Origin of the sequence: Psychromonas algarum, from assembly GCF_004376845.1 — a bacterium.
Taxonomy (GTDB): domain Bacteria; phylum Pseudomonadota; class Gammaproteobacteria; order Enterobacterales; family Psychromonadaceae; genus Psychromonas.
The window spans coordinates 311679-336857 of sequence record NZ_SNUW01000003.1 but is presented as its reverse complement, the minus strand read 5'-3'; the positions used below and the strand labels follow the sequence as shown (position 1 = coordinate 336857).

At 35.0% G+C, this 25179-nt stretch carries 22 protein-coding genes; 16 read left to right on the top strand and 6 right to left on the bottom strand.

Annotated features, from left to right (window positions below):
- Positions 1 to 53 precede the first annotated feature (53 nt).
- Entirely contained in the window at positions 54 to 605 is a 552-nt protein-coding gene (locus E2R68_RS03655; RefSeq protein WP_134276149.1) for a DUF3332 family protein, read from the top strand.
- A gap of 94 nt (positions 606 to 699) precedes the next feature.
- Here E2R68_RS03655 and E2R68_RS03650 read toward each other — a convergent pair whose 3' ends face one another.
- From E2R68_RS03650 to E2R68_RS03630, 5 genes are all read right to left on the bottom strand, one after another.
- Entirely contained in the window at positions 700 to 1263 is a 564-nt protein-coding gene (locus E2R68_RS03650; RefSeq protein WP_134276148.1) for a VC2662 family protein, read from the bottom strand.
- A 116-nt stretch (positions 1264 to 1379) separates the two neighbouring features.
- Complete coding sequence (gene purU / locus E2R68_RS03645; protein WP_134276147.1) at positions 1380 to 2219, bottom strand: formyltetrahydrofolate deformylase; 840 nt, start codon at positions 2217 to 2219, stop codon at positions 1380 to 1382.
- Between the two features lie 28 nt (positions 2220 to 2247).
- Positions 2248 to 2712 carry a YchJ family protein gene (locus E2R68_RS03640; protein WP_134276146.1) on the bottom strand — a complete coding sequence of 155 codons (465 nt, stop codon included), beginning with the start codon at positions 2710 to 2712 and terminating at the stop codon, positions 2248 to 2250.
- Positions 2713 to 2775: 63 nt separating this feature from the next.
- Positions 2776 to 4446 (bottom strand): asparagine synthase B, encoded by a 1671-nt coding sequence (gene asnB, locus E2R68_RS03635; protein ID WP_134276145.1) that lies wholly within the window; start codon positions 4444 to 4446, stop codon positions 2776 to 2778.
- A 207-nt stretch (positions 4447 to 4653) separates the two neighbouring features.
- Positions 4654 to 6270 carry a cation:proton antiporter domain-containing protein gene (locus tag E2R68_RS03630; RefSeq protein WP_134276144.1) on the bottom strand — a complete coding sequence of 539 codons (1617 nt, stop codon included), beginning with the start codon at positions 6268 to 6270 and terminating at the stop codon, positions 4654 to 4656.
- A 381-nt stretch (positions 6271 to 6651) separates the two neighbouring features.
- On the opposite strand from E2R68_RS03630, the gene E2R68_RS03625 reads away from it, so the two are divergent.
- From E2R68_RS03625 to E2R68_RS03580, 10 genes are all read left to right on the top strand, one after another.
- Entirely contained in the window at positions 6652 to 7155 is a 504-nt protein-coding gene (locus E2R68_RS03625; protein WP_134276143.1) for a hypothetical protein, read from the top strand.
- A 370-nt stretch (positions 7156 to 7525) separates the two neighbouring features.
- Positions 7526 to 7762 carry a cysteine-rich CWC family protein gene (locus tag E2R68_RS03620; protein ID WP_134276142.1) on the top strand — a complete coding sequence of 79 codons (237 nt, stop codon included), beginning with the start codon at positions 7526 to 7528 and terminating at the stop codon, positions 7760 to 7762.
- A gap of 348 nt (positions 7763 to 8110) precedes the next feature.
- Entirely contained in the window at positions 8111 to 9001 is an 891-nt protein-coding gene (locus E2R68_RS03615) for a DnaJ C-terminal domain-containing protein (protein WP_134276141.1), read from the top strand.
- Positions 9002 to 9043: 42 nt separating this feature from the next.
- Entirely contained in the window at positions 9044 to 9466 is a 423-nt protein-coding gene (locus tag E2R68_RS03610) for a VanZ family protein (RefSeq protein ID WP_279587468.1), read from the top strand.
- Positions 9467 to 9491: 25 nt separating this feature from the next.
- A complete protein-coding gene (gene udk, locus E2R68_RS03605) occupies positions 9492 to 10130 on the top strand; it encodes a uridine kinase (protein ID WP_134276140.1) in 639 nt (212 codons plus the stop codon).
- Between the two features lie 182 nt (positions 10131 to 10312).
- Entirely contained in the window at positions 10313 to 12574 is a 2262-nt protein-coding gene (rlmKL, locus tag E2R68_RS03600) for a bifunctional 23S rRNA (guanine(2069)-N(7))-methyltransferase RlmK/23S rRNA (guanine(2445)-N(2))-methyltransferase RlmL (protein ID WP_134276139.1), read from the top strand.
- A gap of 27 nt (positions 12575 to 12601) precedes the next feature.
- On the top strand, positions 12602 to 12826 hold the full coding sequence (locus tag E2R68_RS03595; RefSeq protein WP_134276138.1) for a glutaredoxin family protein: 225 nt from the start codon (positions 12602 to 12604) through the stop codon (positions 12824 to 12826).
- 41 nt (positions 12827 to 12867) lie between these two features.
- Positions 12868 to 14790, top strand: coding sequence for an ATP-binding cassette ATPase Uup (uup, locus tag E2R68_RS03590; RefSeq protein ID WP_134276137.1), 1923 nt, complete (start codon positions 12868 to 12870; stop codon positions 14788 to 14790).
- Positions 14791 to 14797: 7 nt separating this feature from the next.
- The gene (locus E2R68_RS03585; protein WP_134276136.1) at positions 14798 to 16609 is read left to right on the top strand and encodes a DUF3466 family protein; all 1812 of its coding nucleotides are present in this window, start codon (positions 14798 to 14800) and stop codon (positions 16607 to 16609) included.
- A gap of 224 nt (positions 16610 to 16833) precedes the next feature.
- On the top strand, positions 16834 to 17808 hold the full coding sequence (locus tag E2R68_RS03580) for a PstS family phosphate ABC transporter substrate-binding protein (protein WP_134276135.1): 975 nt from the start codon (positions 16834 to 16836) through the stop codon (positions 17806 to 17808).
- A gap of 103 nt (positions 17809 to 17911) precedes the next feature.
- Here the strand turns inward: E2R68_RS03580 and E2R68_RS03575 are convergent, their stop codons facing one another.
- On the bottom strand, positions 17912 to 18865 hold the full coding sequence (locus tag E2R68_RS03575) for a tRNA-dihydrouridine synthase (protein WP_134276134.1): 954 nt from the start codon (positions 18863 to 18865) through the stop codon (positions 17912 to 17914).
- 226 nt (positions 18866 to 19091) lie between these two features.
- Here E2R68_RS03575 and apt point away from each other — a divergent pair, with 226 nt between their 5' ends.
- The 5 genes from apt (at position 19092) to btsR (ending at position 25146) form a co-directional block, all read left to right on the top strand.
- Positions 19092 to 19637, top strand: coding sequence for an adenine phosphoribosyltransferase (gene apt, locus E2R68_RS03570; RefSeq protein WP_134276133.1), 546 nt, complete (start codon positions 19092 to 19094; stop codon positions 19635 to 19637).
- Positions 19638 to 22103, top strand: a complete 2466-nt coding sequence (gene dnaX / locus E2R68_RS03565; RefSeq protein ID WP_134276132.1) for a DNA polymerase III subunit gamma/tau — start codon at positions 19638 to 19640, stop codon at positions 22101 to 22103.
- Positions 22104 to 22155: 52 nt separating this feature from the next.
- Entirely contained in the window at positions 22156 to 22485 is a 330-nt protein-coding gene (locus tag E2R68_RS03560; protein WP_134276131.1) for a YbaB/EbfC family nucleoid-associated protein, read from the top strand.
- Between the two features lie 226 nt (positions 22486 to 22711).
- Positions 22712 to 24406 carry a sensor histidine kinase gene (locus E2R68_RS03555; protein ID WP_134276130.1) on the top strand — a complete coding sequence of 565 codons (1695 nt, stop codon included), beginning with the start codon at positions 22712 to 22714 and terminating at the stop codon, positions 24404 to 24406.
- Positions 24406 to 25146, top strand: a complete 741-nt coding sequence (btsR, locus tag E2R68_RS03550) for a two-component system response regulator BtsR (RefSeq protein ID WP_134276182.1) — start codon at positions 24406 to 24408, stop codon at positions 25144 to 25146. Before E2R68_RS03555 ends, btsR begins: the two co-directional genes overlap by 1 nt.
- Positions 25147 to 25179 lie beyond the last annotated feature (33 nt).

Here is a 25179-nt window from a genome sequence, read left to right as displayed (position 1 = left end):
GTACCTTATTGATTTTATTAATATAAAATCATATTCAAAGAAGAGTTAATAAAATGAATTTTACTAAAAAAACGGCTTTGGTTTTACTGTTCCTCGGAGGTGTTAGTTCATTATCTGGTTGTGTGGGAAATAATGCTGTAACAGAAAAAGTTATTCAGTTTAATCATGAAGTCGTTGAAAACCATTATGCTCGCGGTGGTGTTAATATGCTATTAATGCCAGTATACGGATTAACATTTACTGTTGATATCTTAGTGTTTAATTCTATCGAGTTTTGGTCGGGTAAGAACCCATTAAATAATCAACCTTATCTTCTTGATGTAAAAGAAAAAAAGAGCGAAGAGAAAAATAATACTACACTTCAGAAAACAACGTTATTGTTAGAAGAGCCGGTTAAGCCTGTTTTAACATCTTCATTATTACAGAAATTAAAAATGACAGATGAGAGCATTAAGTCAGTACAAGCAGACATAATTAATACTAATACAATTGAATATCATATTCTTTATATGGATGGTAAAACATCAATATTACGTGGTGAAAAATCAAATCAAGTAGCTAAATTTTATTTGGATGGAAAATTCATAGCGCGTATTGCTGATTGAAAAAGTCTATACAATGAAGAAGGGAATTTAATTTAGATATAAAAAAACCTTAACAAAAGTTAAGGTTTTTAGGTCTTTTATTTTAACTTAATATTTATTTTGCGAAGTTAACAATTGGGAAACACTTAAAGAATCCATTGTCAGCACAGTTAATTAGGCCAACTTGAACACCATCAATTTTTGCTGTTTTGTTAAAAATACCAACTTGTACTGTTGACTGTTTTGAAATACTTACAAATGCAACATCAACCATAGTATTACCTTCAGAATAGTTCACGGCAGATACATTTGCGCCTTTCACATTACCGGTTACATTTACTATGCCTAGGTTTGCACCAAGTGTTTCACCTGGTGACCAGTTAAAGATACCTAATGAAGCACCAGTCATGCTTTTGTTGACTTTATGACCACCAAATATCCCGTAATTTACACCAACAGTTGTATTTGTTTCTGACATACCCAACAGTGCAATATCTAAACCTGTAACTTTATCTACTTTCCCGTGTAACGCAGCTAAACGAACACCTGTTACTTCACTTGCATTAGGTGCATTAAAACCATTTACTGAAGAAAACATAATCGGTGTTTTGTCTGCAGCTTGAACTGACACACTTAATAAACTTGTTGCGATTGCGATAGCAGCTAGTTGTTTTTTCATAATAGACTCCAAGACTGTTAGTATTTATGATCCCAGTGATTTATTTCACTTTAGAATCAGATGATTGAGCATGGTGCTTATAAGCATAATCTAAAAAATAAATACTATCTAATAAATTATCTAAAAACTACAGTTCTGTTCGCATAAACGAATACTTTATCATCTAATACTTGTTGTAATGCGCGGCTTAATACTGATTTTTCAACATCCCTACCTGCTTTAGCCAGATCTTCTGCACTGTAAGCATGGTCAATATGAGCAACATCTTGTGTAATAATAGGGCCTTCATCTAGGTCATTATTAACAAAGTGAGCCGTCGCACCAATAATTTTTACACCACGATCAAAGGCTTGCTGATATGGCTTTGCGCCGATGAAAGCAGGTAAAAATGAGTGGTGGATATTAATCAGTTTATTAGAATAAGTTTCAACAAATTTAGGTGTTAAAATACGCATGTATTTAGCTAAAATAACATAATCAGGGGTGTAAGGTGCAATGGCTTCTAATACTTTATCTTCATGCTCTTCACGTGTTAAACCTTCATGGCTCACAGTATGATATGGGATATTAAACTTAGTCACGAGATCTTCTAATGCATCGTAATTACCAATAACCGCTGCTATCTCAACATCAATGCTACCATAGGTGCTCTTCATCAATATATCACCAAGACAGTGAGCTTCTTTAGTTACTAAGATAACAATACGTTTACGCTTGCTTGCATTAATTAACGCACGTGATGAACCTTTTGGTAGGTTTAAGTCTAAGTCCGCTAATAATGTCTGATCATTAAAAATGCCTTCGATTTCAGTACGCATAAAGAAACGATTATATTGGTGATCAACAAATTCATTATTTTTAACGATATTGAGTTGATGCTTTTGACAGATATTAGTAATTTGTGCGATTAAGCCTTTTGAATCTGGGCAATCGGTTAGTAGTGTTTTCTTTTCCATTATTTTCTCTATTGGTTCAATTCTACTGTTAAGCACAGCATTTTTTATATTTTTTACCACTACCACAAGGGCAGCTATCATTGCGGCTTATCTTACCTGATTTTTCATTAGGATAAAAAGTTCCATCACAATAAAACCATTGCTCATGATCTTTAACAAAATTAGATCGCTCATGATGACAATTAAGTTGCTCTTTATCTATGTACCAAGCTTTGAATTCAACAAATCCTGTATTATTTAAACTCTCTGTAGCAATTATTTCTAAATTAACCCAATTTAAGGAAGGTTCAGAAAGTATTTCAGTTGTTAAATCACCACGATAATTGGGGTGATAAGTCGAAAATAAATATTCTCCTAGTTGTAAGCAAAAGGCGCTATAACGTGAACGCATCAATTGTTCACTGGAGTTAGGTTTTTTCTGTAATAGGTGAAAAGGTTGGCAACAGTCTTTATATTGCAGGCCACTTTTACAATGACAATAAGTAGTTTCCATTTATTTTCTCCACAAAAAAAGCGCTCAGAGAGCGCTTAAAAAATGCTTAGTTAAACATAATGTTTATTTTTTTGTGTAAGCATCGTTATGAATACCTGCTGCACGACCAGATGGATCGGCATTATTTTGGAAACTTTCATCCCACGCTAATGCTTCTACTGTTGAACAAGCAACAGATTTACCATGAGGAACACATTCTGCAGCGCTATCAAGTGGGAAGTTTTCCTCAAAAATACTACGGTAGAAGTAAGCTTCTTTAGTATCTGGTGTATTAATTGGGAATTTAAACTCTGCCGCAGCAAGTTGTTGATCTGTTACTAATGTTTCAACGTGCTCTTTTAGCGTATCAATCCAGTTGTATCCAACACCATCAGAGAATTGCTCTTTTTGACGCCATAACACTTCTGGTAATAGCTTGCCATCAAATGCTTCACGTAGGATGTTTTTCTCGATACGACCATCTTTGATCATTTTAAGTTCAGGATTAGTACGCATTGCTACGTCTAAGAACTCTTTATCTAAGAAAGGTACACGAGCTTCAACACCCCAAGCTGACATTGATTTGTTAGCACGTAAACAGTCAAACATGTGTAGTTTGCTTAGTTTACGGTTTAACTCTTCATGGAACTCTTGTGCATTTGGTGCTTTATGAAAGTATAAGTAACCACCAAAGATTTCATCTGCACCTTCACCAGAAAGTACCATTTTGATACCCATTGCTTTAATTTTACGCGCCATTAAGTACATTGGAGTAGAAGCACGGATAGTTGTCACGTCGTAAGTTTCTAAATGATAGATAACTTCTTTAAGTGCATCAATACCGTTTTGTACAGTGAAGATAATAGGGTGGTGAACTGTACCTAACTCGTCTGCTACTTTTTGTGCCGCTGCTAAATCTGGAGAACCTTCTAGGCCAACAGAGAAAGAGTGCAGTTGTGGCCACCAAGCGCCGCTTTGATCATCATCTTCAACACGTTGCTTAGCAAATTTTTGTGTGATTGCTGAAATAACAGAAGAATCTAAACCACCAGATAATAATACACCGTATGGAACATCACACATTAATTGACGTTTTACAGCTTCTTCTAATGCTTGACCAATTTCAGTTGCGCTGCCGCCATTGTCTTTAACTGCATCATATTCCATCCAATCACGAACGTAATATTTAGTTAATTCACCGATTTCACTATCTAGAAAATGCCCTGGTGGGAATTCAGATACTTTAGCACAAATAGGTGTTAAAGCTTTCATTTCTGATGCTACATAGTAATTTCCATGAACATCCCAACCTTGATAAAGTGGCACAATACCCATGTGATCACGACCGATCAGGTACTTGTCTTTTTCTTCATCGTATAAACAGAAAGCAAAGATACCATTTAGTTCATCTAAAAATGCATTACCTTTCTCTTCATACAAACCTAAAATAATTTCACAGTCAGATTTTGTTTTGAATTGGTAACCACAAGTTAACTCTTTCGCTAGCTCTTTGTGATTATAGATTTCACCATTTACTGCAAGAATGTGTGTATTATTTTGATTGTATAAAGGCTGTGCACCTGTATTCACGTCAACGATAGAAAGACGTTCATGAACAAGGATCGCTTTATCAGAAGAATAAACACCAGACCAATCTGGACCGCGATGACGAAGCAGTTTTGACATTTCAATTGCTTGTTGGCGCAATGCGATAGGATCGCTTTTAATGTCGAGCACACCAAAAATAGAACACATAAGGTTACCTTTTTTATTGTAAACGGAGAGTAAAGTTATCCGTTACTTCTTGAATTACTTTTAAGCATAAGTTATCTAACTGATATGCTTCGTGATCAAACTAGATCAACATATTGAGAAATATGATTTTTGCAGAATAAGCATCAAAAGTCACACGAAATCAGTACAATTTAATAACAAAAAACACTGATAGCACAATATTTTGCGTTATAAGTCGAGTTTATGAGGACTTTTAGTTAAAACACCTTGTAAATCTGACCATACATGGCGAGCAAAACCTGCACCTGCTTCTTCATACATATTAAATACTAAGTGAATACCCATATCGTTTAGCTCTTTTTCATCAGTTTTAAAATGTGCAAGGGCTGCAACTTTAAAGTTATAGTCTTTAATATTGTTTAATTGTTCTGCTGCATAACGATTACCATTATGATCTGGCATTGCTAATAGAATTAATTTTATATTGTCGGTGAGTTGTAGTTTGCTCCAAAAATCTGAATCGAGAGCATCACCGGTGATCACGCGTCTTCCTAGTTCTCTATGTTGTAATGTTGTATGGTGGTTATAATCGACTCCCATGACCTTTTCACCATAAGTCATTTTTAAAGCATCGTATGCACCTGCGCCAATACGTCCCATACCCATCACTAAAATCTGTGCATCGCCAACTCGAACAGGCCTATCATCAAGGTGTAAGCGCGTCGATTGGAAACGTTTTAATATAAAAATATAACGGGTATAAATAGCATCAGCATATTTATTTAAGATTGAAGCAATAATAAAACTAAATGAAACCGCAATTGCAGTGATAATTAACCAGTCTTGAGATAACCAACCTTTATATGTTGCAAGTGCTGCAACAATCAATCCAAATTCACTGTAATTTGCTAAGCTGAAAGAGGCAAATAAGGCAGTACGAGAACGCAGTTTAAATTGTGCAAGAGTTAGGAAATAAAATACAATTTTGCCAATCAATAAAAATGACAAAATAGCGGCAACCATGACGTGATCTAAATTAGGTAAACCACCCAAACCGATACTCAGAAAGAAACATACTAAGAATAATTCTTTTAAATTAAATAAAGCTCGCGCCATCTCTTTAGCACTGGCATGGCCTGCTAATAACATTCCAGCAATCAGTGCGCCTAAATCAGCTTTCATTCCTACACTTTCAAATAAACCTGCGCCGACAATTAAGGCTAAAAATAATCCATATAAAACTAATAATTCACCGTGTCCGACTTTATCTAGCAATTTATATAATAACGGTCTGATTAATGGTAAGGCGAATAATCCTAGCGCCCAGATAGATGGGGTTTTCCCTACTGAAATAGTTAAAAATAGAACCGCAAAAATATCTTGCATGATCAATATGCCAATGGCGATACGACCATAAAGAGAATTACTTTCACTCTTTTCTTCTAAAATTTTGACTGCAAAAACGGTACTTGAAAAACTTAATGCAAAAGCGATTAATAACAGACCAAAAGTGTCTAAATTTTCAAATAAAGATAAACCAATTTGTTTGATAGCAATAAGCGCTAATACATAAAATATAATGCTTACAGTTAGGTGTATACTGGCTCCGCCCCAAACTTCTGATTTAAATAAGGTGCGAATATTTAATTTAAGACCGATTGAGAATAGTAATATTGTGACACCTAAGTTTGCGAAAGTTATCAAGATGTTACTGGATTCAAAACCGAGAAAATTAAGTGCAAAGCCGGCAAGTAAAAAACCTACCATTGGGGGAAGGCCGGTTAAATTGATTACCATACCAAAGGTAAATGCAACACCTAAAAAGAGTAATATCGTACTATCCATGGATTCAACTTATTTAAATGATTGATTTAATTGTTAATTTTATAGGGTGCTAATTTTAGGGGATTGCTTAGATGAGAACAATCAATATTTCACTAAGAATAGAATAATATGTATCAGTTAACCTGAATCCCGTTAATAAATTGAAATATATGCCCATCTTGCGATCAGAAATTTTGGTTAAGAGCAATTTGAAAGCAAATACGCCAGATAAATAAGCTAGTGAAATTTTTTGATACCGACAGTTTTTGTTATGAATTTATAGCCCAATGAGAAAGGCAACTAAATTACTGAAAGGCCTAGTCAGCGAAGACTAAGCTAGACGAATTTAAACATAGGTGATTATAATGACAGAATATTTATTCTTATTTATTGGGGAAGCGCGTGGAAAATACTTTTGAACATTTTGTTGAGCAATTTAAATCAGAGCAACCAGTCTCACTAGCAGCTTTCTTTTATCAAGCTGAGTTACACTTGATCAAGCAACTTAAAGATTATTTAAATGTGGAAGAAACACAGCAAAGAAGCTTCTTTTCATTAATTGAACAAGCTAAAAAAATAAACAATGTAGATACGAATAAACATTTCTGGAATGCATTATTAGCGTTTAATAAAGTAAATTTTAACCCTAGCAAACACAATGCTCAGCCTTGGTTACGTTATGTTAATATTATTGAGTCATTACAAGGTTATTCAGGTAGTCAGCTATTCTCTGCAAGTAATATACAATTAAAACGCCAGCACCGTTTATATTTTGCTTATATGCTAACTTGGGAACATCTACGCTACATTGCAGGTAATGATGACGACTATAGCCCAAGCAGTGAAATATTAAGTGAATATTCACAAGCTCATAGCGAAGATGATCATGACCATTCTGAAATGTAGCAATCATTAAACTCTCAGCTCAATTAACTGAGATTCAAATAATAAAAAGCATATCTAAATATTCTTCACTTAATCCGGCAAGCATAGGAGTAAAATTAGCGAAACCTAAATCATCTTGACCATGGCAGGAATTACAGGTTTCTACAGTGGTATGAGGTGCGTGCACGGATCTGGATTTAATTTTGGAAACGCTGATGCCATGTTGATAGTCAAGCTTGCTTGTTGTTTTTCAAGAAACCAATAACACTCAATATATTGTGATAAAAGTGTGATTAATACCTGTTATACGATATTTGTTTGAAAATTGTACAGTAATGATTTTGTAGATTTATGCTATTACTACTGCTTGTCAATTTTATAGGTATTTCAGATGAGTCAAAATATTAATACAAGCGTTTGTCCATTTTGTCAGAAAGATAATCAATGTGCTGTTGAAAGTGATATCGGGTGTTGGTGTAGCAAAATAAAAGTACCTGTTGAGTTAACTGCATTAGTACCTATTAAATTAAAGAAAAAAGCCTGCATTTGTAGTGCCTGTGTTGCGCATTTTAACCTTGATCCTGAAAAGTTCTTAAATCAAATTTCTATGTCAGCAGCTCAGCAATAAATCGTTTATTATTTATTAAGTCGAAGATAATAATAATTAAGCCATCTTTATTAACTTCTTTCTGTTTGCTAAATGAGCAATTTAGTGTTTAAAAATAAGAAGTTTAGATAAGAAATTATCTTGTTTGTTTGATATTTATACAATTCTTAACTGTTCTCTTTGCAGCAATCAATTTATATATGATTTAACATTAGTTAAGTTATAATTCTTAATGCTTTGTTGCGTAACAACATGATTATATTCAATCCATTTTGTTGTTGCTCTTAAACTGTCCTAAAACTGCATAGTAGTGTTGTCTATCAAAGCAAGTACTACTTATGCCATTACTATGGAATTATTGAGAAAAGAATGTCAAAACGTGATTATTACGAAGTATTAGGTGTAAGCAAATCCGCATCTGAGAAAGATATTAAAAAAGCTTATAAAAAATTAGCGATGAAATACCATCCAGATAGAAATCCTGATAATCCTGTTGCTCAAGAAAAATTTCGTGAAGTAAAAGAAGCTTACGAAATTTTAAATGATCCAGAACAACGCCAGCAATTTGATGATTTTGGACATGATGCATTTGAAAATGGTCAACCTCGCCAACGTGGTGGTTTCGGTCATGGAGGTTTTAACCAAAGTGGTTTTGGTCAAGGTGCTGGAGATTTTAATGATATCTTTGGTGATATGTTTGGTCAGCGTCAACAACAGCAGCAACAACGTTATCAAGCTCAACCTGAAAAAGGTTCTGATATTATTTTACAAGTTGAATTGACTTTAGAAGATTCAGTGGAAGGTTGCGTTAAAGAAATTCGCTTACCAAATACAACGACACCTTTATCAGTGACTATGCCAGCAGGTATTAACCAAGGTCAGCGAGTACGTATTGCAGGGAAAGGTAATCCTGGTACTTTAGGCGCTGAACGTGGTGATTTATTTGTTGAAGTTGTTCTGTTAGAGCATGAATTTTTTACGCGTAAAGGTAATGATTTATATTGTGACTTAATAACCTCTTTCCCTGTTGCAACCATAGGCGGCACAGCAAAAGCTTCTACATTTTCTGGTTACATCAATTTAAAAATCCCTGCTGGTACGCAAGTAGGTAGAAAGTTTAGAATTAAAGGTCGTGGTATTAAAGCGATGAACAGTGATTTAGTCGGAGATTTAATCTATACCGTTATGATCCCGACACCAACAGAAGTGACTGAAGAGCAGCATAAACTATTAACTCAATTAGCTGAGTTAATGCCATAACATTATTTATAAAAGTGATAACTGATTTATCGTCATTATTAATTGGTTATTACTTTACTGAGTTTTATTTTTTATAAAAACACTAGGTTATACCTTATGAAGGTTTTAATACAATTCATTAGAGAATATTGGATTTTTTTCTCGCTATTATTATTTGCATTGATCGCAATATTATCACTTACGCCAATGGCTGAGTTACCTAAGGTGGCGGGGACTGATAAAACACATCACTTTATTGCCTATAGTGTTTTAGTATTGCCTCTTATGTTAAAAAAACCTAAATATTGGTTTATTATCTTACTGTCTTATATTGCTTTGAGTGGAACAATTGAATTAATACAACCTCATTTTAACCGACAGGCAGAATGGTTAGATCTGTTCGCCAATATATGCGGGGTTATTTGTGGGGTGATCATCGCTTACATTATTAATATTTGTTTTCCTATATATAAAACATCTAACTAAATATTTTAACTTCTGAGAGGCTAATTTGAATAAAAATCACTGTGTTGTTATTGCTATTGCAGGGGCATCTGCCTCAGGAAAAAGTTTAATTGCTAATACTATCTGTAATGAACTACAACAAGAGCTAGAAACAGATCAAATAGGGATCATCTCGGAAGATGCTTATTATAAAGATCAGTCTCATATGCCCTTAGAAGAGCGTGTTCAAACTAACTATGATCATCCAAAAGCTTTTGAGCATGCATTATTATGTGAGCATTTGAAAAAACTAAAGAAAAATCAAACCGTTGAAATTCCAGTTTATAGTTATACAGAACATACTCGTCTTAATGAAGTAAGCGAATTAACGCCGAAGAAAATTATTATTATTGAAGGTATCTTATTACTGACTGATCCTGCATTAAGAGCACAGGTAGATGCGAGTATTTTTGTCGATACACCATTGGATATCTGTTTAATGCGTCGTCTAACTCGTGACATTATGGAGCGAGGAAGAACATTAGAGTCTGTAATGGCACAATACAAAAAAACAGTAAGACCTATGTTTCTGCAATTTATTGAACCTTCTAAACAACACGCTGATATTATTATTCCCCGTGGTGGTAAGAATCGCATTGCTATCGATATATTAAAAACACGTATTAAATACTTATTAAAAAAATAACCTTCTATCAATATGAACATATAAAAATAATATTTTAATGCTCCCTATATTCAAGCCTTCATTTTGGAAGGCTTTTTTGTTTTTAAATATTGATAATAATGCACTGAAAATTCCATAGGGATAATGTGCTTTGCAAGGTATAATACGTGCTATTTTTTATTCACTATTGCATGAGAGCGTCTATGTTCAATTATTTTATTCCTACAGCCAAGGGGCTTGCTCCTTTATTAGAAGCTGAACTTAAAGAACTAGGTATTGAAAATACCAAGCAAATTGCTGGTGGTGTGAGCTTTGACGGCTCCTTAGAAAATGGCTACCAAGTTTGTTTGTGGTCTCGTTTTGCTTCTCGTGTTTTACTTAAATTAAGTGAATTCAAAGTGATTGATCCAATGGATTTATACTTGGGTTGTAGCAATATTCCATGGGAGTCTCATTTTGATGTTGATAAAACTTTCTCAATTGATTTTTCTGGTAGCAATGATGAAATCCGTAATACGCAATTTGGTGCATTAAAAATCAAAGATGCCATTGTTGACCGTTTCCGTAAAAAATTCGATGAACGTCCAAATGTAGAAAAGCGCGATGCAGACATCCGTTTTAATGGTCGTCTATTTAAAGATAAAGCTTCCATTTATATTGATCTTTCAGGATCGCCATTGCATTTGCGTGGTTACCGTACCATTGCCGGTGAAGCACCATTACGTGAAACATTGGCTGCAGGGATCATTAAACGTAGTGGATGGAAAGGTGAAGCACTAGTCGATCCTATGTGTGGTTCTGGTACGTTAGTGATTGAAGCCGCGATGATGTCTCTGAATATTGCACCAGGTTCATTACGAAATAAATTTGGATTTGAGCAGTGGAAAAAACATGATGTAGAAACATGGAAAACACTAAAAACAACGGCTCAAGTTTACGGACGTCGAGCAGTTAAAGATTGTACTACTCGTTTTTATGCTTCTGATTTAAGTAAAGATATGATCAGTATTGCGCGCCAAAATGCACAACGAGCAGGTGTTGCTGAACTGATTGAGTTTAGTGTACAAGATGCTAAAAAAGTATTGCCACCAGAAGAGTTAAGCACAGGTATGGTGGTTTCAAATCCTCCATATGGTGAACGTCTTGGTGGGTTTAGTGACACTATTAGTTTGTACACTGAGCTAGGGCATCACTTTAAAGATGCTTTTGCAGGTTGGAATTTAAGCATGTTTGCTATGGATACTGAATTACTCAGTTGTTTAGGGATGCGTGCGGCAAGAAGTTATAAATTCTTCAATGGTCCGATTGAGTGTGTACTTAAAAACTACAGAATTTCACCTAAACGTATTGCTGAAGGCGCTGAAGTTGTTGCAGAAAAATCCACGAAAACAGTTAAACCTAAAACGGTCGAAACAACTGAATTTGTAGAGTCAACGGAAGATAACCCATGGGGAACGCTTCCTCCTGTGATTGAAACAGAAGCTGATATTGTATTCAAAGAAGTAAAACAAATTAAACCTGCAATTTATGCTGAAGATTTTGCTAACCGTTTATTAAAAAATATGAAACGTTTAGACAAATGGGCAAAACGTGAAAACATTCAATGTTACCGTTTATACGATGCAGATTTACCTGAATATAATGTTGCGATTGACCGTTATAACGAATATTTAATTATTCAAGAATACCGTGCACCAAAAGAGATTGATGCACAAAAAGTACGTCGTCGTTTCTTAGATATTGTGTCGACTACTCGTTACTTATTAGATTTAACAGATGACCAGTTAATTATTAAAGTACGTGAACGCCAAAAAGGGCGTCAGCAGTATGAAAAATTAGACAGCAAAAAACAGCGTTTAGTGGTGCAAGAAGGGCCTGCAAAAATCATTGTAAATTTACAAGATTATTTAGATACAGGTTTGTTTTTAGATCATCGTCCAACACGTTTACGTATTGGTAAAATGGCTGAAGGTAAAGACTTCTTAAATCTATTTTGTTATACCGCAACTGCATCTGTTCATGCTGCATTAGGTGGCGCGAAATCAACAACCAGTGTTGATATGTCGAACACATATTTAAATTGGGGCCAAGAAAACTTCACTGAAAATGGTATCCAAGGTAAGCATGACTTTATTCAACAAGATTGTATTAAATGGTTGCAACATGCACATGAAATGTATGACTTGATCTTTATTGATCCACCTACATTTTCAAATTCAAAACGTATGACGGATGTGTTTGATGTGCAGGATGATCACGTTGCATTGTTAACATCTGCGAGTGAGCGTGTTAATCCAAATGGTGAGATTATTTTCTCTAATAATAAACGTGGTTTTAAATTAGACCTTGAAGCAATCAAAGCTCTTGGTTTTTATGTCAAAGATATTAGTAAAGCATCAATCCCTGAAGATTTTAAAGGCAACGATAAAATACATCAGTGTTGGTTATTAACTAAACATAATTAAATGATTATCAGTAATAGAATGGAATAAATGAGTTTACCTATTTTATATCATACAGATGGTTGTCATCTTTGTGAGCAAGCAATGGCATTGTTAGCACAATGCCAAGTTAACTATCAATTAATTGATATTATATCTGAGCAATCATTAGTCGACTTATTTGGTATTCGTATTCCTGTATTAAAAAATACAAAAGGCCAATACTTAGATTGGCCTTTTGAACATTTTCAAATTAAACAATTTTTATCATGTTAAATAGCATTCCTATTCAGCATGACCAATAAGAGTAAATAAACGTGGCATTATTAACATTACATAACGCAGAGTTAGCTTTTGGCGGCGGTGCATTATTAAATAAATCAAATCTAGTGATTGAAGCAAATGAGCGTGTTTGTTTAGTCGGTAGAAATGGCGCAGGTAAATCAACGCTACTAAAAGTATTAGATGGTCGTATTCAATTAGATGATGGTACGTTATTAATTAATAATGACGTTAAAGTGGCCCGCTTAGAGCAAGATCCTCCAACAGCAAGCACCATGAGCGCTTATGACTTTGTTGCATCAGGTATGGAAAATGCAGGTGTTGTACTAAGTCAGTATCATGAACAATTACATATCATTGCTGAAGATTGTAGCGAAAAAGCAATGAATAAATTGCAACGTTTACAAGAGCAAATTGATCAACTTGATGCGTGGCAATTAGATTCTAAGATTAATCAAATTTTAGACCGTTTAGCGATTGATCCTGAAATTACATTAGATCAGTTATCTGGTGGTTGGTTACGTAAAGTTGCGCTTGCTAAAGCATTGGTTAATGATCCTGATTTATTATTGTTAGATGAACCAACTAACCATTTGGATGTGGGTACAATTGAGTGGTTGGAGCAATTTTTGACTTCTTTCCAAGGCTCTATCGTATTTATCAGTCATGACCGTGAATTTATTCGCCGTTTAGCAACTCGTATTGTTGATATCGACCGAGGAAAGTTAAGTTCATGGCCGGGTGGTTACGAAGCGTATCTTATTGCCAAAGAAGAGGCATTACGTATTGAAGAAGAGCAAAATGCTGAGTTTGATCGTAAATTAGCAATTGAAGAAACTTGGATCCGTCAAGGTATTAAAGCTCGTCGAACACGTAATGAAGGGCGCGTTCGTGCATTAAAATCATTACGACAAGAACGTGCTGAACGTACTAACGTGCAAGGTAAAGCTAAAATCGTGGTTGATGAAGCTGCTCGTTCAGGAAAAATTATTTTTGAAACGGATGCATTAACCTACAGCTATGATGATTTACGTATTGTGCGTGACTTTACTACAACAATTATGCGCGGTGATAAAATTGCATTAGTAGGACGTAATGGTTGTGGTAAAAGTACCTTACTTAAGTTATTACTGGGTGATATCGAACCTGACCAAGGTACTGTGAAATGTGGTACTAAATTAGAAGTAGCTTATTTTGACCAATATCGTGATGCGTTAGATCCTGAAAAAACAGTGGTTGATAACCTCGCTGAAGGGAAACAAGAAGTTGAAATTAATGGTAATAAACGTCATGTATTAGGCTACTTACAAGATTTTTTGTTCCATCCTGATCGTGCGCGAACTCCTGTTAAAGCGTTATCTGGTGGTGAAAAAAATCGCTTGTTATTAGCGAAGATATTTTTAAAACCAAGTAATTTTTTAATTCTCGATGAACCTACCAATGATCTTGATGTCGAAACGCTGGAGTTATTAGAAGAGTTATTAGCGAATTACCAAGGTACATTGTTACTAGTAAGCCATGACCGTAGTTTTGTTGATAATACAGTAACTCATACTTGGTTTTTTGATGGTAATGGTAACATTCAACAATTTGTTGGTGGTTACAGTGATGCTGTTCGCCATAAAGAGCAGAGTGAATCATTCAAAGAAGTGGCTAAAGAATCAAAAAAAGAAACTAAATCTGCACCTGTTAAAGCAGAAAAAGTGTCTGTTCAGTCACCTAAAAAGAAAAAATTATCTTATAAACTACAGCTAGAATTGGATGGCTTACCAGCATTATTAGAGCAGTTGGAAGAAAAAGTGGAAGAATTACAGGATACAATCAATACACCTGAATTTTTTACTAAAGATAAAAAAGAAGCAGATCAATTCTTAGCGTTATTAGCAGAAACAGAAGAAAAATTAGAAACAGCCTTTACACGTTGGGAAGAGTTGGACGAATTGCAAAACGGAGAGTAATTTTTACATGAAATACACTATTGGGTTCTCAATTGTCGCATTGTTATCTGCGAGTAGCGCTTGGGCAGTTGATACTGAACCTTATTATAAGCTAGAGATCCTATCTCCTGATACAGCAGGTAGTAATTATGGGCCATTTGCTTCAGCAATTTCACCAACAGGTGACTTAATTGCTGCTTATGCTTTAAAAGCTGAAATTGATCAAGATACTGATATCGGTTTGCCATATACCTTTAACCAAGAATGTTTTTATGAAGATGATATTTGTGAATTACGTTTTTATGGTAGTGAAAGTAGTAGTGATTTAAGCTTTGAGAATGCTTATGATGCATGGCGTGATGCAATGGCGGCGATGGATAATGGCACTCTTAGCCCTATTAGTTATTTTTTAACTGCAACACCGACTGCAAAGGTGGAAGGTTTTGGGGCTAATAGCGATGTAAAAATTACTGATGTAGCAGAAACATTAGTAGGCGATTTTATTGTTGGTTATGGTTCAGCGCCTTATTCTAGTGGTGGTCGTGAGTTTACTCGCCGAGGTTTTGTTAGCGAAGCAAGTAATAGTACTGCAGAAGTTTCTTTATTAGCACCATTTGTAACTAATGGCGGTTTTACTAGTGCCTATAAAATGCGGGATGTTACTTATACTAATGGCACCAAAACATTAATTGTTGGTAATGCAAGCCAGTCATTCGCGGGTGGCGATGAAGATTATTTTAACCGCTGTTACAATGAGGGAAATAGCAACCTTTATACGCTTAATGATTTAGTCTACTGCCCAGGTTTTGATACACAAGCATGGGCTTGGGAATATGATGCTAGTAGCAGCGACTTAACAGGCTTTAGTTTAGCAACTGAGTGGTTAGATGGTAATACAACACGAGGTAATAGTGACGCAACTTATAGCGCTGCTGCATTTGATATTAATAAAGCAGGGATTGCAGTAGGGGTATCGTCTTTTGAGTATTATGATGATGAGCAAGGTGCGCGTCAGCGAGCTATTATCATGAAACCTGAAGGTGATGCAGATGCTGATGGTGTTTATGCTGATAGTGTTTATGCAAAACCGACTGTAATTACTAAGGTATATACAGGGATTAGTGATCAAGACGATTCATTATATAATACTTGGGCGACTACGATCACTGATGATAGCAATATCATTATGGGAAATCGTCAATATGCTTATTCTAAAAGTTCCAATAAACCAATAGAGATGTTTATTTATGATATGGAAACTGACACTATTAAATTTCCATTTTTAGATAAGAAAGTGCAATCAACTAAGCAGCGTTTGGCGGGGGATAGCTCTGCTAAAAGTGGGGCTAATAGTTACGGTTATGATATGAATAATAATGGGTTGGTTGTGGGTAAAGCAGATGCTTATAACCAAACTTCACCTGTTAGCAATGGTACTCCTCGAGTACAAAGTGCATTTTTATATGATAACAACACTGGTGATAGTTGGTTCTTAGATGATTTGTTATGTTCAGAAACTGGTGGAGTAGTTGATAGTCCATTAATCCGCTTACAAAGTGCGACGGCAATTAATGATGATGGTGTGATTTTAGCGCAGGGGTATCAATACAGTAGCATTGAAAACTTTCAATATAGAGTGGGTGCACAACCTATCCTAGTTAAATTAACTCCACCGGATCCAAGCTCAGGTATTACGCCTAATGATAGCCCAAATTGTTGGGAATCAGAGGCACTTGTTGCTGAAGATGCTCCCTTTACTCGAAGTGGTGGAGCTAGTTTTTGGTTATGGTTATTTGCTTTACCCGTTTTATTGATTCGTCGATTAAATAAAATTTCATAATATTCTGAGAAGTGGGTAATTAGTTAATATTTTGATTTTTAAGGCTTATTACAATTATGTAATAAGCCTTTTTTATTTTTATGAATATAATAATGTCTTTGTAATTAAAGTGTCACAATAAAGTTGCATATTAAGCAGTATCGCTTGATCGCGAATAATATTTTGTTAAATGACTAACAGAATATAACTAATATTAACTTAATTAAGTACAAATGGAGTTTTGCATGAAACTTAAAATGTTAGCAGCAGCGGTTACATTAGGCACTACATCATTAATTTCTACATCTGTTATGGCTGCCGATACAACTGAACATACTTTACACAAATATACTAAAGTGAGTGGTATTTCTGGTAATTTTTCATCAGTAGGGTCTGATACGTTAGCGAATATGATGACATTTTGGGCGGAAGAGTTTAAACGTCAATATCCAAATATTAATATTCAAATTCAAGCAGCAGGCTCTTCAACAGCTCCACCATCTTTAACTGAAGGCACTTCTCAATTTGGCCCAATGAGTCGTCAAATGAAGTCTAAAGAAATAGAGGCTTTTGAAAAACATTATGGTTATAAACCCACAGCAGTACGTGTTGCAATTGATGCATTAGCTGTATTTGTGAATAAAGATAACCCAATTGAAGGTTTATCCATTAAGCAAGTTGATGCGATTTTTTCTTCTACGCATAAATGTGGTGGTGATAAAAATGCAACTCGCTGGTCTGATTTAGGGCTAGATGGAAGTTGGGCAGATAAAGATATTCAGTTATTTGGTCGTAATTCAGTATCAGGTACTTATGGTTATTTTAAAGAAAAAGCATTATGTAAAGGTGACTTTAAAAACTCTGTGAATGAACAACCTGGTTCAGCTTCAGTGGTTCAGTCTGTTGCTTCATCTTTAAACTCTATTGGTTACTCTGGTATTGGTTACAAGGTGGCAGGTGTTAAAGCGGTTGCATTATCTAAAAAGGGCGGTCCATTTGTTGAAGCAACAATGGCCAATGCAATTAATGGTAAATACCCATTATCTCGTTTCTTATATGTTTACGTAAATAAGCATCCAAATAAACCACTATCGCCATTACAAGCTGAGTTCATTAAGTTAATGTTATCTCAACAAGGGCAAGGTATTGTTAAAAAGGATGGTTATATTCCATTACCTATTACAGTGGTAGAGCAAGAACTTGCTAAATTAGGTTTATAACTTTTTTAATAAATTTATGACTTAGGTAAAGCAGCGCTCATTAGCGCTGTTTTTATTTCTTTATTTCTATAATAAGTTTTTTTAGATTAATATTGGTTTGTTACTAAGAGTTAGTTAGCTTTGTTTGCGCTTGTTGCAAGGCGGTCAACATATCGTCTGATTGGCGAATTGCTCTCACCGATTGTAAAAAAGGATCTGCTTGTGGGTGTTGTAGTTTCATGAACATTAACCATTGCTTAATACGACTTGGCATAAATTTTTCTTTATCATCTAGTACACGTAAAGCTTGAAAGTATTGTTCCATGACTTGTAGATTCTGTAACCATGTATAAGGTGCTTCAATTCCTTTGATAGCATTAGCAAGGTTTGGTACTGCTAGTGAACCTCGACCAATCATTAAACGATCACATCCACTTATTTCAATACAACGTTGTGCATCTTCAAAACTAAAAATATCACCATTAGCAATGACTGGTATAGTTATAGATTGTTTTATTTTTTTTATCCAATGCCAATGTGCTGGTGGTTTATAACCCTCTTCTTTAGTTCTTGCATGTACAGCTAATTCACTGGCTCCCGCTTCTGCAATAGCTTGAGCATTTTCAATCGCGAGGCTTTTATCTTCATATCCTAAACGAATTTTTGCGCTAACAACATGTTGGCCATCAACGGCATCACGTACTGATTTTACAATTTGATATAAAGCATCTGGGTCTTTAAGTAAAACAGCTCCCCCTCGACTTTTGTTGACGGTTTTAGCTGGGCAGCCAAAATTTAAATCAATACCATCAGAGCCTAATTTAATTGCTCGGACTGAATTTTCAGTTAAACATTCAGGATCTTGTCCTAATAATTGAATTCGTACAGGTGTACCTGATTGAGTTTGACTTAGATTATGTAATTCTGGACATAAACGATAAAATACACGTGATGGTAGAGGGAGCTCTACAACCCGTACGAATTCTGTTACACAGCGATCTATTCCCCCAATTTCTGTTAAAAATTGGCGCATGTGATAATCCATCACACCTTCCATTGGGGCAAGTGTTATATGCATGGTGTGTCTCGCTCTATAAAGGAGGCAAGATTATACCCGTTATCATTACAGAAGCAAAAATAAGCATGTCATTTTCACCATGAAATACAGCATACAACGACACTGTTTATGGTATTTATAATAAGGTTATTTTGAAAATAGTTAGTGAGTTTATGATATGGCACCTTGCACTCAGCTAAGCAACTATTTACTCTTAGGGCATATAGATAAATTAAAGGTACAAATCATGAGCGTAGAACAACTAACATTAATCAAAAATAGCATTAAAACTATTGAAGATTATCCAGTGCCAGGAATTACATTTAGAGATATCACAAGTTTAATTGAAAATGGTGCTGCGTTTTCTACTACTATCGAACTATTTATTGAGCGTTATAAAAATCAAAAAATAGATAAAATTGTGGGTACAGAAGCGCGTGGATTTATTTTTGGTGCACCATTAGCAGCTGCATTAGGGGCTGGTTTTGTGCCGGTACGTAAACCCAATAAATTACCACGTGAAACGATCCAAGAAAGTTATGATTTAGAATATGGAAGTGATATTTTACAAATTCATAAAGATGCAATAAAAGCCGGTGAGAACGTTTTATTAATGGACGATTTGATTGCAACAGGCGGGACTGCTGAGGCTTCTGTAAAATTAATTGAAAGTTTAGGCGGTAAGGTTATTGAAGCTGCTTTTGTTATTTCATTACCTGATTTACAAGGCGTTGATAAATTATCAGCTATGTCGATCCCAGTATTTTCATTGATTGAATTTGCGGGTGAATAAGTGAGTTATCAAGTTCTAGCACGAAAGTGGCGCCCACAAACGTTTAAAGAAGTTATTGGTCAACCTCATGTATTAACAGCATTAGAGAATGGGTTAACCCAAAATCGCGTTCATCATGCTTATCTTTTCAGTGGTACTCGAGGTGTTGGTAAAACAACGATTGCACGTATTTTAGCTAAAAGCCTAAACTGTGAAAAAGGAGTAACTGCAACACCTTGTGGTCAATGTGCTAATTGCCAAGATATTGATCAGGGGCGATTTGTTGATTTGCTAGAAATTGATGCAGCATCTCGTACTAAAGTTGATGATACACGAGAGCTTTTAGATAACGTGCAATATAAACCAGCACAAGGTCGTTATAAGGTTTATTTAATTGATGAAGTGCATATGCTTTCAAAGCATAGTTTCAATGCATTATTAAAAACACTCGAAGAACCACCTGAGTATGTGAAATTTTTATTAGCGACAACAGATCCGCAAAAATTACCCATCACAGTTTTATCGCGTTGTTTACAATTTCATTTAAAAGCAATTTTACCTGAACAAATCGAATCTCAATTAGCTTCTATTTTAGCCCATGAAAATGCGACTTTTGAGCATGCCGCATTAAATGTTATTGCAAAGGCTGCTGATGGTAGTATGCGTGATGCATTAAGCTTGACTGATCAAGCGTTAGCGTTTGGGGCTGGTAATATAGAGTATACTGCTGTATTAAAAATGTTAGGTACGATTGATCAATCCCACTTACATTATTTATTACATTTTGTGGCATCTGGTAATAGCCAAAAAGTATTTGAAAAAATTCAAGAGTTTGTCCATTTAGGTGCTGATTTTTCTGCTCTTCATCAAGAGCTTGCAAGTTTATGTCATCAAATTGCTTTAACTCAGTTACAGCGCAATGCAAATGTAAGTAAAAAATCAGCGGTGCAATTATTAGCTGAACGTTTGACACCAGAAGAAGTGCAACTTTTTTATCAAATCGCATTAGAAGGTTATAAAGATTATAGTTATGCCCCTAATGGAAAAGTCGCATTAGAAATGACAGTCATGCGTTTATTAGCCTTTAAACCTGCTAATTATGTTGATATAGATGAAGCTATGTTGCAGCAAGCTCAAGATGTTGAAACTATTGTGGCAGCTCCTAGTGCTCCTGTGGATAGTGTTTTACCTAATATAGATAATAATTCTGTTATGCCTGAGCCTGTTGCTACTGTACTTATGGCGGATGTGAGTGATACTCAAAACATTAACACAGTAGAAGCTATTCAAGTAAATACATCAAATGAAGTTAGGCCATCATCTATACAAAATGAAGCTATACAAGAACCAATACAAGCAGAAACAGAGCAACTACAGCAAGAAAAAATTGCACCTGTAAAACCACTTAATGTAACTGCTGAACATGTTGAGGCTGTGGAACCAAAAGCGACAGAAAAAATTCAGCCGTCACTGACAAGCACTAATTCTCGTAATATGTTACGTAGTCATAGATTAAAGCGAGAAGAGTTAAAAAAGACTAGTGCGGCAACTGAAACAGCATTAACAAATAATTTTAATGTACAGCCTGTCGCACCAGAGCAATCATTTTCCTCAACATCAGCCGTAGTGACTGCTTCTAAAACAACCACAACTTCCAACACACCTTCAGAAAGTAGTGTGTCATTTACACAACCAGCACCTGATCATCATGATATGGAACAAGAGTTACCTCCTATTAGTAGCTATCAGGAACAATCTGCAGAGGATAATTATCCTGATTACGATCCAGGATATGGAAGGGCAGATAACATTGTTATTGAAAATAGTGTCATCGGAAACGGTATCATCGAAAACTGTGTTATCGAAAGTACGGTTAACAAAATTGAATCCACACCTTCAAAAAGTTTAATAGCTGTTTCTACAGAAAGCACAAGTACAGCTGTTAAACAAACTATACCGAAGCAGCAAACTGAGCAAGTGAGCGTGCCAGTAAATAATGATATATCTGATTTAATCAAAACGGATATTAATCATTCTCAAGTGATATTATCAGAGAGTGAGGCGAATCAAGCGCCTGAAATAGATATTGCTAGTTATGTTGATGATAAAATGACAGACCCTTGGTTTTTAGCAATTAAAGCAATGCAATTAGTTGGTTTGGAAAAACTCTTAGCTAAAAGTACTGTAATGCAAAAAACAGCGGATAAATTAGTTTTAACTTTACATGACTCACAGCAACACTTATTAAATAACCAAGGTTTGTGTGAAAGTTTAAAAGATAAATTACGCCATTATTTTGGACAACAATATAGCGTAAGCATTGGAACGGGCAAGGTGGTTGGCCATACTCCGGCTGAATTAGAATTGATTGTTTATCAAGAGTATTTAGATAATGCAAAATTATCTATTACTTGTGATCCCATTGTACAAATATTTGTGCGAGATTATATGGCAAAAGTCTATGAAAATAGCATAGTGCCGTTATAATTAGAGCATTATAATTAATAAAGTAGAACTGTCCTTATATAAGAGAGAAATTATGTTTAGCAAAGGCGGCATGGGCGATTTAATGAAAAAAGCCCAAGAAATGCAAGAGAATATGAAAAATGCACAAGCAGAAATTGCCAAGACTGAAGTTGTTGGTGAATCTGGTGCGGGTTTAGTTAAAATTACATTATTAGGCAATCATAACGTACGTAAAGTTGAAATTGATCCAAGCCTAATGGAAGATGATAAAGAGATGATTGAAGATTTAATTGCTGCGGCAATGAATGATGCAGTTCGTCGTGTTGAAGAGGTTAATAAAAGTAAAATGAGTGGATTAACTGGTGGTATGGATTTACCTCCAGGTTTCAAAATGCCATTTTAGTTTAACAGCTTCTAAATAGCTTTAAATCTATTTTTATAGCTGATTTCAAAGGCCTTTCCAAGTTAATAATTATTAGCTTTGAAAGGCCTTTTGTTTTAAACAATATAAAAAGAATAACGCGTCATTGTGATTAGTATTATCTCAATGACAAATAAGTTATGTATATCACCTCTTTATAATTTATTAATCTGTAATATTACACTTTAAGTTTTTATTAGGGCTTATTGTGGATTTAGTTTTATTATTGTTACAGCAACTTAGTGTTTATTTAGTTATTGCTTATCTACTAAGTAAAACACCTTTATTCATTCCGCTTACTTTTATTTCTGGTCGAAAATCTCACCGTATCGCTTGTTATGTGCTGTTTAGCTCTTTTTGTATTTTGGGAACTTATTTTGGTTTATCCATTGAAAATGCCATTGCGAATACCCGTGCTATTGGCGCTGTTATGGGCGGCTTGTTAGGAGGTCCTTTAGTTGGTTTTGCTGTGGGTTTGACTGGTGGTTTACATCGTTATTCAATGGGTGGTTTTACTGATATAGCCTGTGCAATTTCAACAACAACAGAAGGGCTAATTGGTGGTTTATTACATCTATATTATTTACGTAAGGGAAAAATAGATAATATTTTTAAACCAAGCGTAGTACTTTCTATTACTTTATTTGCAGAAATTATGCAGATGCTGATTATTTTATTAGTGGCAAAACCTTTTGATCAAGCCTGGTTACTGGTGCAATCGATTGCTATTCCTATGATACTTGCTAATTCTGTGGGCGCGGCATTGTTCATGAGCATTATCCAAGATAAAAAAGCTATTTTCGAAAAAAATTATACTGCTTTTTCTAATAAAGCATTACGTATTGCACAACGTAGTGTGGGCGTTTTTAGTCAGGGGTTTAATGCCGTAAGTTGTAAAAAAATTGCTGCTATTATTTATCAAGAAACAGGTGTTGGGGCTGTTTCCATTACTGATAGAGATAAAATACTCGCATTTATTGGGGTTGGAGATGATCACCATGTCTGTGGAACGGTTATTTCTTCTGATTATACAATACAAGCGATTGAGCATGGAGAGATCACGTATGCAGACGGTTATGAAATGGCTTATCAGTGTTCAATCAGCCCATCTTGTAAATTAGGCTCTGTGCTAGTGATCCCATTGTTAGAAGCGGATGGTCGTGTATTAGGTACAATCAAACTCTATGAGCCCAAACAAAAGTTATTCTCAACACTTAATCGTAGCCTTGGCGAAGGGTTAGCTAAATTACTCTCTAATCAAATTTTAGCTGGCCGTTATATACAACAGCAGAATTTATTAAATCAATCTGAAATCCGTTTATTACACGCTCAAGTTAACCCACACTTTTTATTTAATACATTAAATACAATTAGTGCTGTGACACGAAAAGATCCACATAAAGCCAGAAAGCTGATCCAACATTTATCGCAGTTTTTTAGGAGTAATTTAAAGCAAAATATTGAACAAGTGACTGTGCAAGAAGAACTGGATCATGTTCAAGCTTATTTGCAAATTGAGTTAGCGCGTTTTGAAGAACGTTTATGTGTTGATATAAATATTGATGAGCATTTATTAGTATTAAATATTCCTACTTTTACTTTACAGCCTCTCATTGAGAATGCGATAAAACATGGGACATCAACGTTATTAGAGAAAGGTGAAATTAACATTAATGGGTACTTTTCAAAAACGAATAAAGAAACCTTAGTTATTTTGGAGGTGATCGATAATGCAGGTAATTATTGTAAAGATGGAAAAAATATTGGCCTTGGATTACAGATTGTAGATAAGCGTCTTAAAAATAAATATGGCCCTCAATATGGTTTGGTTATGAGTTGTAAAACAGGAATATATACCAAAGCCATGATTTCTTTTCCTCTTATTAATCAGCAGGCTAAATGATGTTTAAAGTAATTATTATTGATGATGAACATTACGCACGTGAAGAACTTAACGAATTACTTGAAGAGACTAAATTAGTAGAGGTTATTGCTCAATGCGCTAATGCGATTGAGGGATTAAAAGCAATTCATAGTTTAAAACCTGATGTGGTCTTTTTAGATATTCATATGCCGCAGGTAACTGGGCTTGAACTGTTAAGTATGCTTGATCCTGATAATATGCCGAAAGTTGTTTTTGTAACAGCTTATGATGAATATGCAGTAAAAGCATTTGAAGATAATGCTTTTGATTATTTATTAAAACCGGTAGAAAGCCAACGTTTGCATAAAACACTCGCACGGATTAAATCAAGTCTTGAGCTTGATAAAATACAGCAGACTGAAAAAATAGATTATTCTCCTGTTTTAAATCATAAATTAGAGTTGATCCCTTGTTCCGGTTTTAATCGGATCTTGTTATTAGAACCCAATAAAATTGAGATAGCGATGTCTGAGCAAACAGGCGTACACCTATTAACCGATTCAGATAAATTTACGGCTAGCTTGTCATTAAAAATATTAGAAGAGAAAACTGAGTTGATACGTTGTCATCGTCAGTACTTAATTAATCCAACCTGTATTCGTGAAATTAAGTTATTGGATAATGGATCTGCTGAAATTATTACTCGTTCATTACACCATGCTCCTGTCAGTCGTCGTTATTTAAAGCTGATAAAAGACCGCTTTGGACTTATTAGCTGATGACTACAGAACCTCAGTTCTGACGAATGGAAC

Coding starts and splice junctions, on each gene's coding strand:
- E2R68_RS03655 (WP_134276149.1), top strand. CDS start 54: ATGAATTTTACTAAAAAAACGGCTTTGGTTTTACTGTTCCTCGGAGGT.
- E2R68_RS03650 (WP_134276148.1), bottom strand. CDS start 1,263: ATGAAAAAACAACTAGCTGCTATCGCAATCGCAACAAGTTTATTAAGT.
- purU (WP_134276147.1), bottom strand. CDS start 2,219: ATGGAAAAGAAAACACTACTAACCGATTGCCCAGATTCAAAAGGCTTA.
- E2R68_RS03640 (WP_134276146.1), bottom strand. CDS start 2,712: ATGGAAACTACTTATTGTCATTGTAAAAGTGGCCTGCAATATAAAGAC.
- asnB (WP_134276145.1), bottom strand. CDS start 4,446: ATGTGTTCTATTTTTGGTGTGCTCGACATTAAAAGCGATCCTATCGCA.
- E2R68_RS03630 (WP_134276144.1), bottom strand. CDS start 6,270: ATGGATAGTACGATATTACTCTTTTTAGGTGTTGCATTTACCTTTGGT.
- E2R68_RS03620 (WP_134276142.1), top strand. CDS start 7,526: ATGAGTCAAAATATTAATACAAGCGTTTGTCCATTTTGTCAGAAAGAT.
- E2R68_RS03615 (WP_134276141.1), top strand. CDS start 8,111: ATGTCAAAACGTGATTATTACGAAGTATTAGGTGTAAGCAAATCCGCA.
- rlmKL (WP_134276139.1), top strand. CDS start 10,313: ATGTTCAATTATTTTATTCCTACAGCCAAGGGGCTTGCTCCTTTATTA.
- E2R68_RS03595 (WP_134276138.1), top strand. CDS start 12,602: ATGAGTTTACCTATTTTATATCATACAGATGGTTGTCATCTTTGTGAG.
- E2R68_RS03585 (WP_134276136.1), top strand. CDS start 14,798: ATGAAATACACTATTGGGTTCTCAATTGTCGCATTGTTATCTGCGAGT.
- E2R68_RS03580 (WP_134276135.1), top strand. CDS start 16,834: ATGAAACTTAAAATGTTAGCAGCAGCGGTTACATTAGGCACTACATCA.
- E2R68_RS03575 (WP_134276134.1), bottom strand. CDS start 18,865: ATGCATATAACACTTGCCCCAATGGAAGGTGTGATGGATTATCACATG.
- apt (WP_134276133.1), top strand. CDS start 19,092: ATGAGCGTAGAACAACTAACATTAATCAAAAATAGCATTAAAACTATT.
- E2R68_RS03560 (WP_134276131.1), top strand. CDS start 22,156: ATGTTTAGCAAAGGCGGCATGGGCGATTTAATGAAAAAAGCCCAAGAA.
- btsR (WP_134276182.1), top strand. CDS start 24,406: ATGTTTAAAGTAATTATTATTGATGATGAACATTACGCACGTGAAGAA.